General features: G+C 71.7%; 15 protein-coding genes. 6 read left to right on the forward strand and 9 right to left on the reverse strand.

Annotation, left to right across the window (positions count from 1 at the left end; all coding sequences use genetic code 11):
* Nucleotides 1-56 precede the first annotated feature (56 nt).
* The 3 genes from mmuM to AWQ71_RS43650 all read right to left on the reverse strand — a co-directional run bounded on the left by mmuM (nucleotide 57) and on the right by AWQ71_RS43650 (nucleotide 4,839).
* Nucleotides 57-920, reverse strand: coding sequence for a homocysteine S-methyltransferase (mmuM, locus tag AWQ71_RS06545; RefSeq protein ID WP_067128234.1), 864 nt, complete (start codon nucleotides 918-920; stop codon nucleotides 57-59).
* Between the two features lie 232 nt (nucleotides 921-1,152).
* On the reverse strand, nucleotides 1,153-4,020 hold the full coding sequence (locus tag AWQ71_RS43645; RefSeq protein ID WP_084258638.1) for a VIT domain-containing protein: 2,868 nt from the start codon (nucleotides 4,018-4,020) through the stop codon (nucleotides 1,153-1,155).
* A gap of 3 nt (nucleotides 4,021-4,023) precedes the next feature.
* Nucleotides 4,024-4,839, reverse strand: a complete 816-nt coding sequence (locus tag AWQ71_RS43650; RefSeq protein WP_084258639.1) for a helix-turn-helix domain-containing protein — start codon at nucleotides 4,837-4,839, stop codon at nucleotides 4,024-4,026.
* Nucleotides 4,840-4,955: 116 nt separating this feature from the next.
* On the opposite strand from AWQ71_RS43650, the gene AWQ71_RS06560 reads away from it, so the two are divergent.
* Nucleotides 4,956-5,423 carry a Dps family protein gene (locus AWQ71_RS06560; RefSeq protein ID WP_067128237.1) on the forward strand — a complete coding sequence of 156 codons (468 nt, stop codon included), beginning with the start codon at nucleotides 4,956-4,958 and terminating at the stop codon, nucleotides 5,421-5,423.
* A gap of 118 nt (nucleotides 5,424-5,541) precedes the next feature.
* On the opposite strand, the gene AWQ71_RS06565 is transcribed toward AWQ71_RS06560, so the two are convergent.
* The gene (locus AWQ71_RS06565; RefSeq protein WP_067128240.1) at nucleotides 5,542-9,189 is read right to left on the reverse strand and encodes a P-loop NTPase fold protein; all 3,648 of its coding nucleotides are present in this window, start codon (nucleotides 9,187-9,189) and stop codon (nucleotides 5,542-5,544) included.
* A gap of 287 nt (nucleotides 9,190-9,476) precedes the next feature.
* Between AWQ71_RS06565 and AWQ71_RS06570 the strand changes: the two genes are divergently transcribed.
* Nucleotides 9,477-10,619 (forward strand): alkaline phosphatase PhoX, encoded by a 1,143-nt coding sequence (locus AWQ71_RS06570; RefSeq protein WP_067128243.1) that lies wholly within the window; start codon nucleotides 9,477-9,479, stop codon nucleotides 10,617-10,619.
* Between the two features lie 38 nt (nucleotides 10,620-10,657).
* Here the strand turns inward: AWQ71_RS06570 and AWQ71_RS06575 are convergent, their stop codons facing one another.
* Entirely contained in the window at nucleotides 10,658-12,103 is a 1,446-nt protein-coding gene (locus AWQ71_RS06575; RefSeq protein WP_067128246.1) for an FGGY family carbohydrate kinase, read from the reverse strand.
* Between the two features lie 349 nt (nucleotides 12,104-12,452).
* On the opposite strand from AWQ71_RS06575, the gene AWQ71_RS06580 reads away from it, so the two are divergent.
* Nucleotides 12,453-13,478, forward strand: a complete 1,026-nt coding sequence (locus tag AWQ71_RS06580) for a 6-phosphofructokinase (protein ID WP_066936651.1) — start codon at nucleotides 12,453-12,455, stop codon at nucleotides 13,476-13,478.
* A 223-nt stretch (nucleotides 13,479-13,701) separates the two neighbouring features.
* Here AWQ71_RS06580 and AWQ71_RS06585 read toward each other — a convergent pair whose 3' ends face one another.
* The gene (locus AWQ71_RS06585; RefSeq protein ID WP_067128249.1) at nucleotides 13,702-14,535 is read right to left on the reverse strand and encodes an MHYT domain-containing protein; all 834 of its coding nucleotides are present in this window, start codon (nucleotides 14,533-14,535) and stop codon (nucleotides 13,702-13,704) included.
* 873 nt (nucleotides 14,536-15,408) lie between these two features.
* Between AWQ71_RS06585 and thiI the strand changes: the two genes are divergently transcribed.
* Nucleotides 15,409-16,617, forward strand: a complete 1,209-nt coding sequence (gene thiI, locus AWQ71_RS06590; RefSeq protein ID WP_067128252.1) for a tRNA uracil 4-sulfurtransferase ThiI — start codon at nucleotides 15,409-15,411, stop codon at nucleotides 16,615-16,617.
* Nucleotides 16,618-16,647: 30 nt separating this feature from the next.
* Here the strand turns inward: thiI and AWQ71_RS06595 are convergent, their stop codons facing one another.
* Entirely contained in the window at nucleotides 16,648-18,243 is a 1,596-nt protein-coding gene (locus AWQ71_RS06595) for an AAA family ATPase (RefSeq protein WP_067128254.1), read from the reverse strand.
* Between the two features lie 228 nt (nucleotides 18,244-18,471).
* Nucleotides 18,472-19,518: a 3-deoxy-7-phosphoheptulonate synthase gene (aroF, locus tag AWQ71_RS06600; protein WP_067128256.1), complete on the reverse strand. Its 1,047-nt coding sequence runs from the start codon at nucleotides 19,516-19,518 to the stop codon at nucleotides 18,472-18,474.
* A gap of 289 nt (nucleotides 19,519-19,807) precedes the next feature.
* Here aroF and AWQ71_RS06605 point away from each other — a divergent pair, with 289 nt between their 5' ends.
* Entirely contained in the window at nucleotides 19,808-20,410 is a 603-nt protein-coding gene (locus AWQ71_RS06605) for a sulfite oxidase-like oxidoreductase (RefSeq protein ID WP_067128937.1), read from the forward strand.
* Between the two features lie 94 nt (nucleotides 20,411-20,504).
* Nucleotides 20,505-21,260: a LytR/AlgR family response regulator transcription factor gene (locus AWQ71_RS06610; protein ID WP_067128941.1), complete on the forward strand. Its 756-nt coding sequence runs from the start codon at nucleotides 20,505-20,507 to the stop codon at nucleotides 21,258-21,260.
* A 384-nt stretch (nucleotides 21,261-21,644) separates the two neighbouring features.
* Here the strand turns inward: AWQ71_RS06610 and AWQ71_RS06615 are convergent, their stop codons facing one another.
* On the reverse strand, nucleotides 21,645-22,496 hold the full coding sequence (locus tag AWQ71_RS06615) for a deoxyribonuclease IV (RefSeq protein ID WP_067128259.1): 852 nt from the start codon (nucleotides 22,494-22,496) through the stop codon (nucleotides 21,645-21,647).
* Nucleotides 22,497-22,625: the final 129 nt, after the last annotated feature.

Genomic DNA, 22,625 nt, shown 5'->3' on the forward strand with positions numbered 1-22,625 from the left:
CCCGGGGCGCCCGACTCCTGATCGCCGGCTGAGCCCGGGTTCGGCCCTCCGTGGGCTCAGACCCGGGCGCGGATCTGGCGGATGTGCTCCGGCGTGGTGCGGCAGCAGCCGCCGACATACACCGCGCCCAGGGCGTGCCACCGGGCGGCGGCCTCGCCGTACTCCACTGGATCGGTGAGGCCGAGCCAGCGGTGACCGGCCGCGTCCCATTTCTCGCCGGAGTTGGGATAGACCACGACGGGCTTGCCCTCGATTCGGCCGATCAGGCCCGGGATGTGGCGCGGGGCCGTGCAGTTCACACCGACCGCGATGACCTGGGGCAACTCGGCGAACAGCGCGGCGCACTCGCGCAGCGGGGTGCCGTCGCTGATGTGCTCGTCGTCGCGGCACGAGAAGCTGACCCAGGCCCGCACCGACGGCAGCTCACCCAGCAGCGTGGCCAATGCTCGCGCCTCCGCCAGCGACGGGATGGTCTCGCACGCCAGCAGGTCCGCTCCGGCGTTCGCCAGGATCTCCAGACGGTCCCGGTGCCATGCGGTCAGCCCCGCCTCGTCGAGGTCGTAGTCGCCGGTGTACTCGGAGCCGTCGGCCAGATAGGCGCCGTACGGCCCGACGCTCGCGGCCACCAGCCCATGCCCGGCGGCGTCCCGGGCCTGTACGGCCAGCTTGACCGACAGGCGGATGAGATCCGCCGCCTCCCCCGAGGTCAGGCCGCGCCGCACGAAGCCGGGGATGCTGGCCTGGTAGCTCGCCGTCGTCGCGACGTCCGCACCGGCCGCGAAGTAGTCGAGATGAACCTGCCGGATCACGCCGGGATCTTCGATCAGCAGCTTGGCCGACCAGAGGTCGTCGGAAAGGTCGCAGCCCAGGGCCTCAAGGTGGGTGGCGAGGCCGCCATCGAGGATCAGTGTGGAACTCACCGGGCAACCCTATGCGTTCGTGGCATATGGGGCTTAAACGGCTCATTCTCCGTGTGCTGCGCCGCCGGTCCCCCGTCCCCGCAGGGGGACGCGACGACCGGCCCGACACGGGCGGAGTGCGGGAACCCAGGCGTCCCGCGCCTCGCCCACCGTCCGACGTCATCCGTCTGAACGAACCTCACTGATCCCCCCACGAGCGCCGTGAGTCACGGCCGGCGACCCCGACCGAGGCTCACTGGCGCTTCCAGAAGGGGCGGCGTTCGGAGCGGGGCGGCTCTTCGGTGGGCGGTTCCGCTGCGGCGCGCGCCTCTCCGGCATCCGCTGCCGTGGATGATTGCTCCGGCGGGAGCGACGGCGCGGCGGAGGTCTCCTCAGGGGAGCCAGTGGAAAGCTGGCTGAGGACCTCGACCGCTCGCCGCCACAGATCGGCCAGGTCGACGTCGGCGCGTTCGGCCTGATCGAGCGCCTCTCCCAGCGCGGACAGCTCCGCATGGCCGCCGACCAGGTGATCGAACACCCGCAGGCGGCTGGCAAGATCCGCGAGGTAGCGACGGCGGACCGGCTCGGGGGAGGACTCCACCGCGCGGAGCCGCCGCAGTTCCTCGGCCAGGTGCGGCCGGATGCCGTCGAGACTCGTCGTCGGAGCGGTCCCCCCGCCCGGAGACCAGCCCTGCCCGCCGGTGAACCCGCTGCCGAGCCGAGGCGGTCGCGATGCCGCGCTCCCCGGGGCCGCGGGCGGGCCGACGCCGGCGTCCATCCAGGTGATGGGCGTGTCGGCGGGGCGGCCCGGCGCGGGAGCGCTCTTGGCGGAGAAGGCCATCGTGGTCATGGCGGCCGCCATGACCGGCTGAGGCGGCTCCCAGCCGCTGGGCAGCTCGACCGGCTGGATCACGTGGTGCTCCGGCCTGCCGTCGGCGGCCACGTGGGTGTCCACCGCGACGAACGCGGTGAATCGGCAGAGCACACCGAAACGCAGCGACGTCGCGACGATCTCGTGTTCCAGCGACCGGTCGCCGATCGCGTACCGATCTTCGAGGTCGCGGACGTGGGCCCGCGCCCACACGGCCCGGGCGGCGCCACCCGCGGCGTCGCCGCTCACGATCACCGCCGGCACGCGGGTATCCCACGGCCGGCCGTCCGAGGTCAGCCCGTGGACGGTCAGCGCCCTCTCGTCACCGGTGCCGACCGTGTCTGGGGAGGTGTCCGGCTCTGTCACACGCCCCATGTCAGATGGGGAGAGCCGCGCCGGGTCGTCGGTGGCCGTGCCGACGCGATAGCGGCCGGAGACCGTCAGTGGAACGCCGGGGTAGAGCGAGCCGGCGTGCGTGACGGTGCCGGGGACGATGTCGAACCCGTCCGTCCGGAGCGAGATGCCGGTGACCAGGGGAGAGCCGATGCGGCGATGGATGTGCTCCATCGCCTCGTCGAGGCGGTCTTCCGACTCGACCAGTTCGCACCGCCCGGAGCCGAGCACGGCCAGCCTGCCGAGGAATCCGACGTTGACGGCCCGGTCGATCCCGACGGCGTGCACCCGGACGCCGCTCAGTCGCGCCCCGGTGCGCTCCAGGATCTGGTCCTCGTTGCCGACCTGCCCATCGGTGACCAGCACAAGCACGCGATCGGGCCCGGTGGCGGGTGTCGAGCCGAGAGGCGACGAGGATTCCGGTTCGGACGGGACCGGGCGGGCCGGCCCCTGGCCGGGGAAGCGGTCAGGGGAACGGCCGGACGCCTGGTCGCCGGACAACGGATGAGGAGGCGGCGGCAGCTCTGCCGACGGCGGGGGAGTGGACGGGGCGAGCAGACGCAGCGCCTCCTCCATCGGGGCGAGGATCTCGGTGCCGCCCCGCGCTTCCAACCGGGACAGGTGCTCGATCGCGTGGTAGCGGTTGCGATCCGTGGCCGGGGTGAGCCCATCGGGGAAAGCGCGCTCGATGACCGTGTCGAACGCGAGCACGGCGAACCTGTCCCGGGAGGTGAGTGTGTCGACGATGCGCGCCGCGGCCCGCCGGGCGGCGACCATCTTCCACCCGGCCATGCTGCCCGATCGGTCGAGCAGAAGGACGACGTCCCGGGGAACGGCCTCGCCCGGCTTCTCCGCCGGTGGAACGACGGTCAGCGTGAACGTGCCCTCGGCGGAAGGCGGGGTGCCCTCAGAGGTGGCCCGCCCCTGATGGGACATGGCAGACCCCTGCCCGGGACCGGCGTCGCCCGTTCCACCGGGCTCGCCGACGGGTCCGGATCCGCGTGACCCGGCCTCGGCCGGCGTACGGGCCCCGGGGGATGAGGCCGGAGGGTCGGGGACAAGCGCCAGCGAGGTGGACGGCGCGAAGCCCAGACGCAGGATGAAGTCGCGGTCCAGGCGCTCACCCGGCGTCAGCCGAACAGTGTCACCCTCCTGGATGATCTCGTGGAGGCTGGACCGGATCTCCTTGAGCCCCAGACCGGCGGGATCGATCGTCGTCACCAGCGAAAGCCGGACCGGATTGGGGAAGCCGGGCAGGAGCACCGGCGGTGTGATCCGCGAGGCGTCGGGCACCGCGTCCGTGTCCGGCGCGGTGCCGTCGCCGACCTGGCCGCCGTCCAGCGGCGTGCCGGGGATGTAGCGCGGCGCCACCACGAGCGGGAAACGGAACTCGGCCGCGCCGTCTTCGAAGGGAAGGGGCTGGCTGAGCGTGAGGTGTATCCGCACCCGCTCGCCGGCCAGGATGTTGCCGACCCGGATGGTGAAGACGTCGGGACGGTCCTCCTCGGCAATCGCCGCGCGGCGGCCTTCGGCGAGCGCGCGGTCGTAGTCGGCTCTGGCCTGTCCGCGCTCCTTCAGCACGCCGTCGATCACCCGATCGTCGGCGGTCATCCGGAAGGCCGTCACCGCGGCGCGGGGCGGCAGCGGAAAGACGTACGTCGCCTCCAAGGTGACGTCGAAGGGGTTGCGGAACCCCTGCGTCATCTCGACACCGGCCAGGAGCCCCGCGAGCCGGGCGGCGATGTCGACGCTCTCCAGCGGAAGGTTGCCTCTGGAGGTCTCCAAGGCGCCCAGCCCGGCGTCCGGTACGGGATGACACCGCTCGGGCGGCAGGGGGGTGATGATCGGGACAGACATCGGTCAGCTCCCTTCCATGGCGGACTCAGGCCGGGCGGCCAGTCCTCTGGCGACAAGTTCGGCGATGAGGGGTGCGGCGGCCTCGCGGAGTGCCGCCAGGTCGTGTTCGGTGGGCGGGCGCGTCGCCTGGTCCAGCATGATCGTCACGCCGGGAGCCAGCCGTACGCCGTGGACGAGGTCGGCGGGGCGGGGTGGGAGGGCGTCGCGGGCATGGCCGTTCTCCAGGTCGGCCGCGGAGGCGCGAGTGAGGCCGGCGGCCCACCGGGCGTCCATCGCGTCGAGCGGTTTCGACGAGGCGGCCACGGAGGGGGACGCGCCCGGTGCTCCGGCGGTGATGGCTGTCATGTCGTGTCCGGGGGAGGAGCGCGTCCAGAAGCGCTCGGCTCGTCCCGGTCGGCCCGCGTCGGCCGGCGGCGGTGTGCGGACGTCCGGAGCGTCACCCGGCTGAGCGGGGGCGACGCCGCCCGGCGGGGCCGCCGAGGCGTCAGTCACGGGCGGGTCGACCGGGAGGCCGGCCAAACCGGAGGCGCGTTCCAGCATCTCGTCGGTCGCGCCGGCGAGCTCGGTCTGGATCTCCGCGATCGACCGGCCCTCGGCCTGGCGGCGCTTGATCGCGACAAGTTGGAGCAGATGACGTCGGCCGTAGAGGGCGACCCGGCCGCGCCGGGCCAGTGGGGGATCGAGCAGGCCGATCGTCGCGTACCACCGGATGAGCCGCGCGTTCGGAACGTCGCGGACCCGCCCGTTGGGGCGTGGCCCGGCGCCGAGCAGCGCCGCCGCGCGCTCGGCCAGCTCTCCGATGGTCCACGTGCCTTCCATGCCGCCATGATGACACTGTCATCGTGACACTGTCAACGTTTAGTCCGTGTGGGAGGGGTATGCCAGCTAGTCCGTTGGCAATGACGAACGACTCTGATCGAGGGGGAGGTACCTTCATGACCTCGATAAGCAGTCCGCTCTCGCCCGACAACAAGAAGATCGCCACGGATTGCCTGCAGGGCGCGCTGATCGATCTGATCGACCTGTCCCTGGAGGGCAAGCAGGCCCACTGGAACGTCATCGGCCGCCACTTCCGTCCGCTCCATCTGCAGCTCGACGACATCGTGGACTTCGCTCGCGAGAGCTCGGACCTCGTCGCCGAGCGCGCGGTGGCGCTGGGAGCGAACCCTGACGGCCGTCCCGGCACCGTTGCGCGTGACAGCCACGTGACAAGGGTCGACAGCGGCTACATCGAGGACGGCAAGGTTGTCGCGATCTTCACCGACGTTCTCGAGTCGATCATCCGCCGCATGCGGGAGCGCATCGACGCGACCGAGACGGCCGACCCCGTCACGCAGGACCTTTTCATCGGGATCACCCGCGACCTCGAGAAGCACCACTGGATGATGCAGGCTCAGCGCTGATCGTCCGCTGCTGTGCCGGTGCCCCGGAGCAATCGCAGGGGGAAGGTCAGGCGGATCGGGGGTGCGGGTGAAAGCCGTGGCCGACCCTCGACACCGCTGAGAGGCGCGGAGCCGCGCGTCAAAGGAGCCTGCGGGCGAGACCGGCGACAGACGGCCGGCTCGCCAGCAACTCGCGGAGGGCGTCCCATTTCGGGGCGCCCTCGTGCTCCGGCGTGCTCTGGCCGCGCATGTCAGACAGCGGAGCGGCGGGCGCCAGCCCGAGTCGGGCGAGGGCCTCCGCCCACGCGTCGACGCTCCCCGCGGACGCCGCCTTCTCCAGCACTTCCAGGACCGTCTCGCCGGAGCCGCACTCCTTCGCCAGCGCGGACAGCAGATGCGGCCAGCGGACGGCCAGGGCCGCGACCTTCGCCACCGCGGCGTCGTCGGCGCGGTCCGCGCCGGCCAGGCTCTGCCGGTACGTCACGAACGAGTAGAACCTGAAGACGTTCACATAGCGCTTGAGCTGGCGCGGATTGGCGGAGGAGAGGACGGGAAGCGCCGCCTCGATCGCCCGGTAGGCGTTCTCGTCCGTGTAGAGATCGTCGTACACCCGGTCGGCGGCGAGCCGCGTCTCCGGCCACAGGTCCGGTACAGCGCCGCCCGACGGACTTCCCGGTTCACCGGCCGGCGGCTCGGCGGCGGCCGCCGCGTCTCGCGCTTCCAGAAGACCGGCCGCGCCCGGCGCCTCCAGGAGAGCGGCCGTGTCCGGCGCCGCGGCCACGGCCTCCTGCGCCTCGCGCGCCGCGGCGTCCAGCGTGTCGGCGGTCGGCGCGGCGGCCCGGATCGTCGCTTCGAGGATCTCGGCAAGCCGCGGGTCCAGGGGACGCCTTCCGGGGGAGAGCCCGCCACCGGAGGCGCTCCCGGTCGTCCCGGAAGCGGCGTGGACATCGGACCCGAGGGACCGGCCCCCATGATCGCCGGACCGCCCGGCCGGAACCGGACGCGCATCCGCCTCCCAACGCGCATCCGCTCCCCAGTGGGCATCCGCCTCCCAGCGCGACGCCGTACGCTCATCCGTTCCCCAGCGGGGGGCCGCATGTTCGCCGGCTCCCCAAGCGGCCCGTGCCTGGTCGCGGCCCCGTCCGGCATGCCGCCGGTGGCGGCTCCCGCGCACGTCGTCGTCGCCCGGCTCCTTCGCGGCCCCCGCCCCGGGCGCGTCGCCGTCCTCCGCCCCCGGCCCCCTGTCCGTGCCGTCCGAAGGCGGACGCGGGCGCTCGCGGCGACGGTCGACTCCGAGCAGCGCGCCGATGTATCCGGGCAGGCGATGGGCGTCCTCCAGCGCCGGAAGGCTGAGCGGAAGCTGGACGATCTTCTCCAGGAAACGCCACCCGAGCCCCGAACGCAGGTCCGCCGGCATGGCTTCCGCGAGATCCTGGTAGGCGACCTCCACATGGGCCGCCACCACATCCGGCTCCATGGCCAGGACGAAGACGCAGTTCGGGAACTCCCCGGCGAGGAAGAGGTTGATCGCCTCGATCACCTGGGCGACGGTCCCGGAGCCGCATCGGTCCAAATCGTCGACGAAGACCACGAGCGGACGCTCCTCAGTGGCCACCAGCCGCAGCACCCGGCGCATGTCGGTCTGGACGAGGTGCAGGAACCCCGTTTTCGCGCCGTACCCGGGGTCCCCGACGAGGTCGCCCGCCAGTCCGGGAGCCGGGCCGAGCAGGTCCGGCGGCCGGATCAGCCTGCCGAACGCCGTGTCCGCCGACTCGGTCAGGAACCGGGCGAGCCGTACGGCGCCGCCGGCGAGCGCGGCCACCGAGCCGCACGTGCCGAGGGCCGCCGCGGCGGTGTGCAGGGCGGGGCCGAGCGCCGGAACCAGGGCCGCGGCGGCGAGCGAGGCGCAGGTGAGCACGATCGTGGCGGCCAGCCCGAGCGCGACGGGCGTGAGCCGGGTGATCGCCATCCGGTAGGCCCGCCGCCGCACGGCCTCGCGGTCGATCCTGGCGAGGTTGAGCTTCAGCCAGAAGCGTTCGCGCTCGCCGCGGGGCAACCGGCCGGTGACCTGCGTGATGATCTCGTGTGCGAGGCCCGCCCAGACCTGCTCGCCGTTCTGGTACATCCACGGGTTGAACCACACCGTCGGGCGCCAGTCGGAGGCGCGCAGGGCCGGCCGTTCCGGTGCGGAGAGGCGGGGATCCTCGCGGGACCGGTCGCCGCCGCGCCTCCGAGCGCACGAGAGCACTTCGGCGATGGTCACCCGGGACGACCCCCGCGCCTTCCGGCGCAGGACGGCACGGCGCCTCCGCCCCGCCCGCCGTGGCGACGAGCCGGGACGGGCCAGGTGGATCTCGGCCGGATCTCCGTCCGCCGTGCCCGGGTCGAGCAGGTCCTGGATCATCCGCATCAGCGACGTCTTGCCGGTGCCCCACGGGCCTTTGACGCCGATCGTCAGCGGCGGCAGCGTCTCGGGATGGCGGACGAACGCCGCGACCGCCTCCGCGTAGGTCCGGTGCCCGAGCTGGTCGTCCGTCGTCCAGCGGTCCGGCGTGAGCCTCGCCCGGGGCCGTACGGCGCGGCGGGCGGCCCGCCATCGACGCAGCACGGCGGAGGCGCGGGCGTGCTCGTCCCGGGTCAGCCGCGCCCGCCCGACCTCTCGTACGGCGGGGTGGACCAGCAGCCCCGAGGCGTCCACGAGCTCCCAGGGCGTGCCGAGCTCCGCGAGCGCCGGCGTCGCGACCCGGCCCGCCGTGCCGCCCGTGTCGCCGGAGCCGCGCGCGCTCTCGGCCGGTCCCGTGCCGGCCGGATCGCCGTGGTCGCGGTCCGCGAGCAGCAGGGCCGCGAGGTCGGAGGTCAGCGGTTCGCCGTCCTCGAGCAGCGCGGCAAGCCGCAGCAGGTCCTGGGCGACCGGGCCGAGGTACACGTCGTAGACCCGGGCGACGATCTCCCCGGCGGCCGAGGGGACGGAGCTCTCCCCGCGCCTGCGGAGCTCGCCGGCCGCCGCGCTCAGCTCGTCGGGCACGGCTCCTCCGGCCGCCGCGCTCCCGGCCCGGCCGGTACGCGCGAGCGGGACGGCGGGGGCGTCGCCGTACACGCTCAGCAGGGGGCGCAGCGAGCTGCCCGCAGAGGCGGTGACGGCGTATCGGTGCAGGTCGGCGACGGTGACCACGCCGTCTCCGTCGGCGTCGGCCGCTCCGGTGAGCAGCCCGTCGGCGATCACGCCGGTGAGCGAGAAGCCGCGGCGCGGCGGACGCTCGCCCATCGCGAGGCCGGTCGTCAGCGCCGCCGCCACGATGGGCGGATCACCGCGTACGGGGAGAACACTGACATCGGGCCGCGAACCGGCAGTGTCACCGGGGTCGCTGTCCACCACCCAGCCGAAGTCCACGATCATCACGATGGCCTCCGCCGGGCAGTCGCCCGCACGGCGCGCGAAGCCGCTGATCAGGGCGGCGAAGTCGCGCGAGGTCCAGCCCCGTCCCGTCGGCCACCGGACGACGAGCAGGTCGCCCGGCTCCGCCGCGTCGAGGAACCGGCCCAGGTGGTGATGGTCCCCGGACGCTTCGCCGGGCACGGACTCCACTACGTACCCGTTGGTCGCCAGGGCGTGGACGAGCCTCCGGGCGGGCAGGGCGGAGGCGGCGTCCCGGACCGCGGCTCCGCCGACGTCCGGATCTTCGGGATCGAGGAACACCAGCGCCTTGCGCGCGTGGAGCGGCCCGGTCGCCCGCTCGGGCGCCGGGCGGGCGCCTGGAGCCGGGGCGTCTACCGTGCCGTGCCTCATGGATCGATCACCGTGGTCAGCTGGAGGGCTGGTGGGGGCCTCAATGTAGACCCGGGCGTGTCGGAGATGATCGCGACGGGCGGTGCCGATTACGCACTTCTCGCGCAAAGTTTGCGCGGACGAAGCGTAGGGATTCCCCGGGCGTTCATAACGTTTTGATCGGCTGTCCGGACCGACCGTGCGTAGCGCGCCAACGAGACGCAGCGGACACGGCCCGGAGGCGGGCGGCGGCAACGGGTCCGGAACCTGACCGGGCCGCGTGCCACGAGCAGGCCAAGGAGACGATCATGTCGCGTCATACGTCCGTACGGCCGGAGGCGATCCCCGTGCTGACCGGCCCCTTGTGGTCGTCCGCCTCCGCGGAGGCGACCTTCCGGACGGGCGGCGGCGGCCCCGCGCTGCCCGGGTCCCTCAGCCGGTGCGGGGACCTGGAGCCGCCGGACGGCGACGCGATCACGCTCGCGCGCGGATTCACCGGCAGGGTCGTCGGCCGTTCCGGTCAACGTGTGGGCGGGCTGACCTGGCACGCCGAACCCGGCGCGGGAGCCTGCTTCCCCGACGGCGACGGATGGATCTACGCCTCCAACTCGGACATCCCGTTGCTCGGCGGCGTGTCGGCGATCCGGTTCGGCCCGGACGGCGCCGTCAGGAGCGCGTATCGCATCCTCTCCGGGACCGACCGGAACCGCACCGGCGAAGCCACCCCCTGGGACACCTGGCTGTCCTGCGAGGAGACCAGCCGCGGCCGGATCTTCGAGTGCGATCCGTACGGTGAGCACGCGGCCATGCCCCGCCTCGCGATGGGCCTGTTCCGGCACGCGGGAGCGGCGTTCGATCCGTCCAGGACGGCCGTATACCTGACCGAGGGCGAGCGGGACGGCTGCTTCTACCGCTTCCGCCCGGAGGATTGGGGCGACCTGACGACCGGCGTCCTGGAGGTGATGGTGGGCGGGCCGGGGCCCGGCCCGGTCACCTGGCGGCGGGTCCCCAACCCGGCCGCCCTGTTCGAGCCGACCCGCGAGCAGGTCGAGGGGGCCAAGCGGTTCGCCGGGAGCGGCGACTGCCACTACTCCGGCGGCCTCTGCCGTTTCGCCACGGCGGGCGACGGCCGCGTCTGGGCGTACGACGCGGAGAACGAGCAGATCACCGTCCTCCACAACGCGGACCCGCGGAGTGACATGGACGGGGTGGCGGCGGGGCACGTCCGGGCTCTCGTCATCGCCGAGCACGGCGACGGCACGGAGATGGCGATCCTCGGGGAGGACGGCGCCCGCACGCCGTTCCTGCGGATCCTGGGGCGCGGCGGGCCGGAGGTCACCGGCCCGGCCTTCTCACCCGACGGCGCCCGGCTGTACTTCTCGGCACGGCACGGCGGCGGCTCGTCCGCGGCGGATGTCACCTACGAGATCACCGGCCGCTTCCGCCGCTGATCGCGTCGCCGCGCCCGCCGACCGGGCAAAGGCGGGCGTCAGGACGCCCAGTCACGCGCGCGGTCGACGGCCTTCTTCCAGAGCGCGTAGGCCGCGCCGTCGTCCGGGCCGGGCTCGAAGCGGCGGTCGAGCCGCCAGGTCGCGCGCAACTCCTCCTGTGAGGACCAGACGCCCGCGCCGAGTCCGGCGAGGAACGCCGCGCCCAGGGCCGTCGTCTCCCGCACGATCGGGCGCTCGACCGGGGTGCCGATCTGGTCCGCCTGCAGCTGCATCAGCAGGTCGTTCGCGCTGGCCCCGCCGTCGGCCTTCAACACGGGCACGGGGAGGTCCATGGTCTCCACGATGTCGCGCACCTCGAAGGCGATCGCCTCCAAGGTCGCGCGCACGAGGTGCGCCCGCATGGTGCCGCGCGTGATGCCGAGAATCGTGCCCCGCGCGTCCGGATCCCAGTACGGCGCGCCGAGGCCGGTCAGTGCGGGGACGAAGACCACGCCGCCCGAGTCGGGAACCGTCCGGGCGACGGCCTCGGTCTCCGCGGCGCTCTGGATCACGCCCAGGCCGTCGCGCAGCCACTGGACGGCGGCGCCGGTGACGAAAACCGCCCCTTCGAGCGCGTACGTCATGGCGCCGGAGGGCGCCTGCCAGGCCACCGTGGTGAGCAGCCCGGCCGCCGAGCGGACGATCTCGTCCCCGGTGTTGACCAGGATGAAGGAGCCGGTGCCGTACGTGCATTTCACGTCGCCGGGCGAGAAGCAGGTCTGGCCGAACAGCGCGGCCTGCTGGTCGCCCGCGACGCCGCTGATCGGCAGGTCCAGCCCGAGGAACGCCTCCGGGGACGTGCGGCCGATCTCCCCGTAATTGGGAACGAGCTCCGGCAGCGCCTTCTCCGGCACGCCGAACAGGTCGCACAGCTCCGGCGACCAGGCGCCGCGCGTGATGTCGTACAGCAGGGTCCTGGACGCGTTGGACGGATCGGTGACGTGCCGCTCGCCGTTCGTGAGCCTCGCGATCAGGTACGAGTCCACCGTCCCGATCGCGAGGTTGCCCGCGTTCCACGCCCTCGGGTCGTTCTCGGCGAGCCAGGCCAGCTTGGTGCCGGTGAAATAGGGGTCGAGCCGCAGGCCGGTCAGCTCCGCCACCCGCGGCTCGTGCTCGCGGAGCCGCTCGCAGACGTCCGTCGAGCGGCGGTCCTGCCACACGATCGCCCGGCGCGGCGCGGCCAGGGTGGTCCGGTCCCACAGCACCGCGGTCTCCCGCTGGTTGGTGATGCCGACGCACCGTGGCGGCGACGCGGCCCCGTCCAGCGCCGTACGGCAGGCGGCCAGCGTCGCCTGCCAGATCTCCTCGGGGACGTGCTCGACCCAGCCGGGCCGGGGGAAGTGCTGCGCGAACTCCTCATATCCCCGTGACTCGATCCGGCCGTCCTCGGACACCACCAGGGCGGTGACCCCGGTCGTTCCCGCGTCGATCGCCAGGACGCTCACCGCGCCTCCTTCACCGGCACGTTGGCTACTGTGGATGTTGGGCGGATAGTAACCCGCGGGTCCGCCGCCCGGGCAGCGCGCGCATACGCGGACGCCCGCGTGGGGCCCGGTGCGGGCGGCGGCGTGACGCCGATCCGACGCGAACCGGAGGCGCCGGGGAGGTTGACAGAGGAACGGCGCGCGGCCGGTCGCCGGAATCCCGGCGCGGCGCGGATCCAATCGTTACGCTTGATCATCGAACCGCACGTTTGGTCTAGACCATTCCTGCCGCCTCGGGCAGAATGCCGTGCATTGACGTGCTGGAGAGCCGGCATCGGTCTGGCCGTGAATCCATCTGGAGGAACCCGTCATGCGTATCGGAGTGCTGACCGGAGGCGGCGACTGCCCCGGCCTGAACGCCGTGATCCGCGCGGTCGTCCGCAAGGGCATCGGAGTCTACGGATACGAGTTCGTCGGCTTCCGTGACGGCTGGCGCGGCCCGCTGGAGGGCGAAACCATGGAGCTGGGCATCCCGGCGGTGCGCGGCATCCTGCCGCGCGGCGGCACGATCCTCGGCTCCTCCCGCACGAACCCCATCAAGATCGAGGGCGGCGTCGAGCGGATCAAGGACAACCTGGCCGCGGCGGGCGTCGACGCCCTGATCGCCATCGGCGGCGAGGACACCCTCGGGGTCGCCAAGCAGCTCTACGACCGGGGCGTTCGGGTCGTCGGCGTGCCCAAGACGATCGACAACGACCTCAACGCGACCGACTACACGTTCGGCTTCGACACCGCGGTGAACATCGCGATGGAGGCCATCGACCGCCTCCACACCACGGCCGAGTCCCACCACCGCGCCCTCATCTGCGAGGTGATGGGCCGTCACGCGGGCTGGATCGCCCTGCACGCCGGCATGGCCGCGGGCGCCAACGTCATCCTGATCCCGGAGAAGCCGTTCGACATCGACCGCGTCTGCGCCTACGTGGAGTCCCGCTTCAAGACCCGCTACTCGCCGATCATCGTCGTAGCCGAGGGCGCCCACCCGATCGAGGGCCAGATGGCGCTGCAGGCCGGCGAGCTCGACGCGTTCGGGCACGTACGCCTCGGCGGCATCGGCGAGGTCCTCGCCCAGGAGATCGAGAAGCGTACCGGCAAGGAGGCCCGCACCACGGTCCTCGGCCACATCCAGCGCGGCGGCACGCCGACCGCGTACGACCGGGTCCTGGCCACCCGCTTCGGGCTCGGCGCCATCGACGCCGTCCACGAGGGCGACTACGGCAAGATGATCGCCCTGAGCGGCACCGACATCGTGCGGGTCGGTCTCGACGCGGCGACCGCCGAGCTCAAGACCGTTCCGGCCTCGCGCTACGAGGAGGCCGAGGTCTTCTTCGGCTGACCGGGCCGACGGCCCGGGTGAGCAGTCGCGCGTCGCCGGTCTCACGAGCGGGCCGGTCCTGGTGAGAGGTGACCGGTCTGGCAAGAGGGGCCGCCCCGGGGTTCTGGGGCGGCCCTTCGCCTGTCCGGGCGCCGGAACGCACGCCTCTCCAGGCTCGCGTCCGCAAGCCCGCGTCTTCCGGGGTAGGCCTCCGACCGCGACGCTCTTGGGCGAGCGGCCGCCGTCAGTCGGGTAGGCGGTGTTGGTGGTATTGCGGCTCGCGGGGGAGGGGCGCGGTCGATCCGGCCCGCCGCTCGGCCAGCCATTCCAGCAGCTTCGCCTCCGCGCGCAGCTCGCGTTCGGAGGGGGCGAGGATGGCCGACAGCAGCATCACCAGGGTGAACATGCTGATGAGGACCAGCAGTGGCACCAGGAAATCGATGGCCGGGGCGCCGGGGACCATCCCCGGATCGGGGTCGAGCCGCACGCTCATCGCGAACATGCCGGTGTAGTGCATCCCGCTGACAGCCACCCCCATGATCAGCGCGGCCCCGGCGGTCGGGAGCGCGCCCCGTACCCGCGTCGTGAACCACAGCGCGGCCGTCGCCGCCGCGACGGCGATCAGCACCGAGCCTGCGACGACGCCGAAGTCGTAGCGGACGTGCCCCGGCATGTTCATCGCGGCCATGCCGACGTAGTGCATGCAGGCGACGCCGCCTCCGGTGAGCAGCCCGCCCGCGAGCAGCGGTCCGAGCCGTGCGCCGCCGTACGCGACGAGGAACAGGCCGGCGCCCACCACGGCCACCGCGAGGAGGGCCGAGGCGACGGTGAGTGGGATGTCATAACGGATCGGGACGTTCCCGATGTTGAACCCCATCATCGCGATGAAGTGCATGACCCAGATCCCGGTGCCGCCGATCGACACGGCGCCCCCGGCCAGCCAACGCACCCGGGCGCCGCCGATCGCGAAACGGGCACGCGCGGTCAGCATCAGCCCGAGCATCGATCCGATGCTGGACATGACGTACGCGAGCACCGGCGTGAGCAGCCCGTACGCGAAGTGGTTTATGTGTGCCATGAATTCACCTTTCGGTAATTCGGGACACCGGGAGTATGGCAACGGGGCGGCATTTGCGAATCTATAGGGGGATATTTAGGGGGATGGAGAGGGAGAACTTTTGTTCTGAGGGAGAAGGAGTTTCGCGCGTGTGGATAAATGTGCACTCCGAGTGAGGTTCGGTTCACATTTCTCGTGCGGCGATCGCGAAGTCCGGCTCCGGCCGGTAGGGGAAGCCCGAATTTCTCTCACATTCGATGGTTCCCGGTCGCGTCGACCGGTCGGCGACGAACGTGCGGCGATGGCCGGCAGGGGCGACGATTCGGCGGATCCGGTCCTCGAATGCCGACGGGAAACCCGCTCTCGCCGCACCGAATTCCGGGTTCGGTTCCGATAGCAGGACGCCGACCGATGAGTCGCGAGCTGCGGCCTCTGGTACGCGAATGCGCGTTTGATCGGACGATCCGCGCCTACCCCGGCCAAATGCGCGACCGGGCGCCGCCGGCCTGATCCGGCTGCCCGGAAATCACCTCGGGGCCTGGGGTGGCAGGAGAGTGTGGCACGGAGGCGGGGGTCGCGGAGGCCGGAGCAGCCCCCGCCGGAGCGCCTACGGACCTCGGCCTGGCCCCGCGCACTCGTGCTCCGCAGAGGGGCGCCGTGACGAACGCGCGCCGTCATGTACGTGCCGGGGCAGGGCGGAGACGCGGGCCGCCGGGGACCGTGCTCGTGGGGCGGTCGCCTCGCCGAGGGCGGACGAGGGGCGCGCGCGGACTAAAGTAGCGGGATCGCGGCGTTGTCCCTTGCCGGGCCGGATTCCGGTTCGCCGCAGCCGCCCGTACCCGCCACACTTGCGCTAGTCGTACTGTCTCGAACCGCTTCGCCGGAGGTAACACAATGTCCGTGACGGCCATGTCGGCCCTGGGTGAGCCCTGCGTGCTGCTCAAGCTGGGCGAGGTCGTCCTCAAGGGCAGGAACCGCGAGCTCTTCGAGAGCCGGCTGCGCTCCAACATCAAGGCCGCGCTCAAGGAGTTCACGGTCGACATCCGGCAGCGGCACGGCGTGATCGCGCTGTTCCTGCCGAAGGGCACGTCGGTGGACGTCGCCGAGGCGGTCGCGCAGCGCGTGTCCGAGGTGCCCGGCCTGGTGCGGGTCAACCTCGCCTGGCGCGTCGCCAAGACCCCCGAGGCCGTGACCGAGGCGGCCATCGAGCTGATCAGGGACAGGGACGAGGTCGCGCGTAAGGCGTCCTTCGCCGTGCGCTCGCGGCGCAGGGACAAGCGCTTCCCGCTGCGCTCCAACGAGCTGGACCGCCTGGTCGGCGGCAACATCAACGACACGTACGGCCTGCCGGTCGATCTGAGCAAGCCCGAGCTGACCGTCTTCATCGAGGTGGACCGGGACGAGATCTTCGTCTTCACCGACGGCCTGCCGGGCCAGGGAGGGCTGCCGGTCGGCTCCAGTGGGCGGGCGCTGGTCCTGATGTCCGGCGGCATCGACTCGCCGGTCGCCGCCTACCGCATGATGCGGCGCGGCCTCCGGGTGGACTTCCTGCACTTCTCCGGCATCCCGTTCACCACGTCCGAGTCCATCTACAAGGCGTACGCGCTGGTCCGCCGGCTCGACCGGTTCCAGGGGAAGTCGCGCCTGTGGGTGGTGCCGTTCGGCAAGGCCCAGCAGTCGATCAAGGCGTCCGGCCAGGACCGGCTCGCCGTGATCGCGCAGCGGCGCCTGATGCTGAAGACGGCGGAAGAGGTCGCCCACCGCATCCACGCGGAGGCGCTGGTCACCGGAGACTCGCTCGGGCAGGTCTCGTCCCAGACGCTGACCAACATCACCGCCCAGGACCACGCGGTCGCGATGCCCATCCTGCGGCCGTTGATCGGGCTGGACAAGACCGAGATCATGGCCGAGGCGCGCCGGATCGGCACGCTGGAGATCTCCGAGCTGCCGGATGAGGACTGCTGCACGCTCCTCGCTCCGCGTACTGCCGAGACCCGGGCCAAGATCGAAGACCTCAAGCAGATCGAGAAGCGGCTCGACGCCGAAGAGCTGGCCGTCCAGCTCGCCGACTCCCTGCAGGAGTACAAGCTCGAAGGCGTCTGACCGGGCCGGTGCGGTGGCCCGGTCGTCCGGTCAGAAGGACGGCTCCCGATAGCTGTAGACGTCGTCGAGGTCGTACAGCGCGATCTCGTCGGGGGCCTCCTTCGCCGCCTGGCGCAGGTGCTCCGAGAAGCCGTGCATGGAGAAGATCGCCAGTACGGCGTTCTCCGCCTTGTGGTCCTTGGCCAGCAGCGCCTGGATGTGGCGAAGGCGCTCCAGGTCCTTCAGGCCGCGCGGCCGCTCGGTCGCCTTGGTCTCGCCGATGGCGGTGATCGTCGAACCCTTGGGGCGGCCGCTGGTGTTGTGGGCGAGACCGATGTAGTCCACCTCGTGGGTGGTCCGGTTGGCCGGGTCGGGCACCAGGGCCCAGCCGTCCGAGCCGAGGTCGGTCCGGTTGTACAGCAGCCGGAACGCGCTCCACGTGGCGATCTTCTCGAACGCCGGGCCGATCACCTGGGAGCGGAAGCTCTGCCGCGCGTCCCGCCAGGCGGCCTCCGGGGTCGTCGCCCCGCGCACCAGATCGCGCATGCGCGACTCGACCACGGCGTGATGGAGGCGGACGATCGGGTCGTTCAGCCGGAACAGGTAGTCGCGGGGCCGTAGCAGGTCGCGCCACTCCTCGACGTACCGCATGGCCACCAGCCGGGCGACGATCCCGTCGGTCTCGTCCTTGGAACGGCCGATGGCCGCGCCGATCTTCGTCAGGGTGGCGTTGCCCTCGGAGATCGCCTTCATCGCCTGCCGGTAGATGTCCTTGTCGGTGATGCGCGGGTCCTCGCGGAGCAGGCGATCGATCTCGTCCTCGGTGAAGAAGTCCGGCCGAGGTCGGAGCAGTGCGTCGGCGAGCCAGGCGTCCAGTTCCTCCATCGTCTGCGGAATCGGGAGCCCCGTCAGTTGCAGGAGCGGATTCCGGTAACCCGGAGCGCCACCGAGCGCCGCGAAGAGGGTGAACGCCACCCGGCGGTCCTCGATCCCCCAGAACCGCGCCATGTCGACATGGTCGAAAGGGTCCATGGTCAGCTTGAAGGTGAGGCGGCCGAAGAGTGGCCGGGAGCCGTGACCGAGCTCGTGGATCACCGATATCGCCGAGCCGCAGAGCAACATGCGCCCCTCGATGAGCCGGTCGTAGTAGCCGATCCAGAGGCCGGGCTTGCCGGGCTCGCCGCGCCGGAACGAGCTGGTGTCGTAGATCGACTTCACGATCGACCGCAGGTCCGGGGTGTCCCGCAGCAGATAGGGGAACTCGTCGATCACGACGGGGGGTATCCGGTTTCCCTCGCTCCTGCTGAACGTCGCGTCCATCGCGATCTGGAGCAGCCGGTCCCACGTGTCGGGCGCGTCGAGAGCCAGGGCCGACAGTTCGGCGGTCCGGGACGGGTCATAGGTGCTCAGCTCCTTACGGAACCGCTGCTGGACTTTGACGAGTGTCTCCTCAAGGCGCGCCTCGAAGTAGAACCCGCCGGTCGCGTCGGCGAACCGCTGGAGAAGAAAGGACTTCCCGGTACGGCGGCGGCCGGCCAGGGCGGCCACTCCCGAGCCCGGGGTTCCGATGGGAGAAGGCCGCGCGAACCGCTCCAGGATCGTCCAGTCCTCGTCGCGGCCAACGATGTCGTCAGGTTTGGGCAACATGCGGGGCAGCGTATTTTCCCGGCTCGGCCGTCCGCTGGAGTTCCAGGAAACCCTTCCGGCCTGCGGTTATATGCGGATTTCGCGACGAATGTGCCCCACCGGTCGGTACGGCTCGCCGCTTGTGGCGCAAGCCGTACCCGCTCGTCCGCGGCCGGACGGCCGCACATTCGGAAGGTCAGGGGCGCGAGACCACGCGGTGGCGGGCCGCGCCCCGAGGCGAGCCGGAGATCACGCGGGCACCGGGACCGCGTGCGTGGCGTCGGTGAGCGTACGGCCCAGCAGCGGGGGGAACTGGCGCATCACCCGCGCGAGCTCGCGCAGGTCGCCGTTGACCAGGGCCTGGGGGCCGTCGCAGAGCGCCTGCTCGGGGTGGGGGTGGACGTCGATGATCACGCCGTCGGCGCCGACCGCGATGGCCGCGCGGGTGAGCGGCAGGACGAGGTCACGGCGGCCGCCCGAGTGGGACGGGTCGATGATCACGGGGAGGTGCGAGAGCCGCTGCGCGACGGGGACCGCGGAGACGTCCAGGGTGTTGCGGGTGGCGGTCTCGAACGTGCGGATGCCGCGCTCGCACAGCACGATGTCGAGGTTGCCGCGCTGGGCGATGTACTCGGCCGACATCAGCCACTCTTCGATCGTGCCGCTCATGCCGCGCTTGAGCATGACCGGCTTGCCCGCCGCGCCGACCGCCTGGAGCAGCGCGAAGTTCTGTGTGTTGCGGGTGCCGATCTGCAGCATGTCCGCGTAGGACGCGACCAGCTCGACGTCGTGGGCGTCCACCACCTCGGTGACGATCGGCAGGCCGATCTTCTCGCGTACGTCGGCGAGGATCCGCAGGCCCTCCTCGCCCAGCCCCTGGAAGGCGTACGGCGAGGTGCGCGGCTTGAAGGCGCCGCCGCGCAGCAGGGTCGCGCCCGCGGCCTTGGCCATCTCGGCCGCCTCCAGGGTCTGCTGCGGGGTCTCGACGGCGCACGGGCCCGCGATCAGCGTCACGGTGTCCGGGCCGATCGGCACCCCGCCCACCCTGACGGTCGACCGTTCCGGGTGGTTCTCCCGGCTGACCAGCTTGTACGGCACGGACACGCGCATGACGTCCGCGACGCCGGACATGCCGCGCAGGTTCAGCGCCGCGAACCGCTCGACGTCGCCGACCAGCCCGATGATCGTCCGGCTCACGCCGCTGCTGACGAACGCCTCGCCGCCGGCCGTGGCGACGAGCCGGACGATCGACTCGATGTCGTCCTGGGTCGCCTCGGATCCCATGACGATGACCATGGTCACTCCTAGTGGGTGCTGTCGTTTTCCTCGCGAAACGCGAAAGGCCCCGGGTCCGTGTGGACCCGGGGCCTTTCGTTCGCCTTGGCTGTCAGCGCAGCGCTAAGGGGCGAGCGGTCCCTGCGGGTCCGTCGCCATACCAAAACTCAGCGGTACGCATGTCACGCAATATAGCGCATGCCCGGAGGCGGGTGAGACCGTTCATGATCGCGAATGGCCTTCCGGTCGCTGGCGGGGTCCCGGTGCCGGTGAGGTGAACGGCTGGTGGCAGGATGGCGACGTGCCGGAGATGCCCGAAGAGGAGAACCGTCTGCCCCCGGGGCAGTACATCCCACGCGGCCGGCCCGTCATCCACTACGGCCGGGTCCCGGCGTTCCGTCCCGAGAGCTGGCGGTTCCAGGTCTTCGGCGCGACGGCGTCGGGTGACACGCACATGCTCGGGTGGGAGGAGTTCGCCGCGCTGCCCAGGACCGCGGTCATCGCGGACTTCCACTGCGTCACCAAGTTCTCGATCATGGGCAACGAGTGGTCGGGCATCGCGGCGCGGACGCTGATGGAGCACGTCCCCCCGGGCCCCGGCGTACGGCACATCATGATCTGGGCCGAGTACGGCTACAGCGCGAACATGCGGATGAGCGACTTCGACCGCGACACCACGCTGTTCGCCACCGCGCTGGACGACAAGCCGCTCACCCCTGAGCGCGGCTTCCCCGTACGCATCGTGGTCCCGCACCTGTACGCCTGGAAGAGCGTGAAGTGGGTGCGCGGGATCGAGTATCTGACGGAGGACCGGCGCGGCTTCTGGGAGGAGCGCGGCTACCACAACGTCGCCGACCCCTGGCGCGAGCAGCGGTACTCCTACCAGGAGGAGCCGGGCGAGGGTCCTCCCTGACGGGCGAGGTGGTGATCCGCTTCGTGTTCGCATGACCACTGTTCGTCGTCGAATCCCTTGCGGGCCCGGCGGGCGAGGCGGCACGGTGGTGGTCATGCTGCGTGTTATGGCCGTCGACGGCGAGACGTCCGCCTTGTCGGAGCTCGTCTACCTCCTGCGCCGGAACGAGCGGATCGAGCACGTCACCACCGCACAGGACGGGCTTGCCGCGCTCCACATGATCGTGACGATGCTGGGCGCCGGTGAGCGCCTCGACGGAGTCTTCCTCGACGTCCGGCTGCCCGGGCTGGACGGGTTCGAGCTGGCGAAGATGATCGCCGGCTTCCCCGGGCGGGCCCGGCTGGTCTTCGTCACCGCCCATGACTGCGCGGTCCGCGCGTTCGAGCTGGAGGCCGTCGACTACGTGCTCAAGCCGGTACGCCCCGAACGGCTGGCGCAGGCCGTGCGGCGGCTCTCTTCGGCGGCCGAGGCGGTGGGCGGCGAGGAGGAGGGTATCGACGTCATCCCCGTCGAGCTGGGCGGCCGCACCAAGTTCGTGCAGCGCCAGGCCGTCTGGTACGCCGAGGCGCACGGCGATTACGTGCGGCTGCACACCGTGGACGGCACCTACCTCGTACGGATGCCGCTGGCGGCGCTCGAACGTCGCTGGGGCGGCTCGGGCTTCGTTCGCGCCCATCGCAGCACGCTGGTGAACGCGCGGCATGTCAGCGAGCTGCGCTACGACGGCGGCCGGATGGTGCTCCAGGTGGGCGGTGCGGTCCTTCCCGTGAGCAGGCGGCACACCCGCCAGGTGCGCGACCAGCTCGTCCGGCGTTTCCGGGTGCCCACCTCGACGCTCGGCTCGATGTGACCGCCGGGAGCTCTTCGGCGGCGAGGGAGGGCGACCGTTCGTCGCGCCAGGTGTGCCGCCGGTCCCGACGGGGATTGCCGCGCGTCGCGAAACAAGGACCGCTCGTCCGAACTCCGGTCGCGAGCACGGCGCGCCGCCGTAATCTCTCCGTCATTGCAAGGCCACGCCGCGTAGCTGACCGAAGTTCGTGACCATGCCGCGCGGATGCCGGGCGAGTCCTCATTGGGGATGAGGGCACTGGGAAATATCCGAAAATGCCGTATAAGTCGGCACTCGTCGGATATGGCTTGTCGTGGGATCCGCGAAAGCGGTCCGGCCATCGGGGGCGCCGGACCGCGAGCGGGCTCCCGTGCGGTCCGTATACAGGGGACCGCCGGGCCCGTGTCAGCCGCTGGTCGCCGACTCCCGGAGCTTCTTCAGCAGCGCGATGTTCTCCCGGTCCTTGTCCGCCTTGCCGGGCGTCTCGATGCAGAGCGGCACCCCCGCGGTCACCGGGTGGCGCATGATCTCGGCGAAGGGCTCCGCGCCGATGTGCCCGGCGCCGATGTTCTCGTGGCGGTCCTTCTTCGAGCCGCACACGTCCTTCGAGTCGTTCGCGTGGATCAGCTTGAGCCGTCCGGGGGCGGTCGCGTGCAGCGCGTCGAGCGTCGCCGCCACCCCGCCGGGCGCGGCCAGGTCGTGCCCGGCGGCGTAGGCGTGGCAGGTGTCCAGGCAGACGCCCACCTTGGGGTGGTGCTCCAGCGCCTCCAGGTAGGGCCCAAGATCCTGCACGGTCGCGCAGAGCATCTGCCCCTGCCCGGCCATGGGTTCGAGCAGCAGGTCGGGGCCGCCCTCGGGGATCTCCTCCAGCAGCGGGAGGAGATGCTCGTGGATCTGGCGCATGGCGTCGTCCCGCGACTGGCTGACCGCGGAACCGGTGTGCACCACCACTCCGAGGGCGCCGATCTGGGCGCCACGCCGGAGCGTGTGCCTGATCACCGCCACGGAGTTGTCCAGGGTCGCCGGGGTGGGCGAGCCGAAGTTCACCAGGTAGGGGGCGTGCGCGAAGACCGGCAGTTCGGACGCCGCGAGCTTCGCGTCCTCGGCCGGGTCACCGTCGTTCAGCGCCCAGGTCCGCGGGTTGGTGACGAAGACCTGGGCCATCTCGGCGCCGACGTCGGCCGCGTAGCGCAACCCGCCGGTGGCGAGACCGCCCGAGACGGAAACGTGCGCGCCAATCGCATTTCTCGAGGTCATGATGGCTCCAGCCTAGTGTCCTGGCCGGCAAGGTTTGCCCCCGTCGCGCGACGCCCTGCCGCCGGTTTGCGAGCATTTGCGGCAATGGGCGAACCCCGGCCGGGACACGACTGAGCGGTTGTCCGTCCG

This window comes from Microtetraspora malaysiensis (assembly GCF_001528665.1).
Lineage (GTDB): Bacteria > Actinomycetota > Actinomycetes > Streptosporangiales > Streptosporangiaceae > Microtetraspora_A > Microtetraspora_A malaysiensis.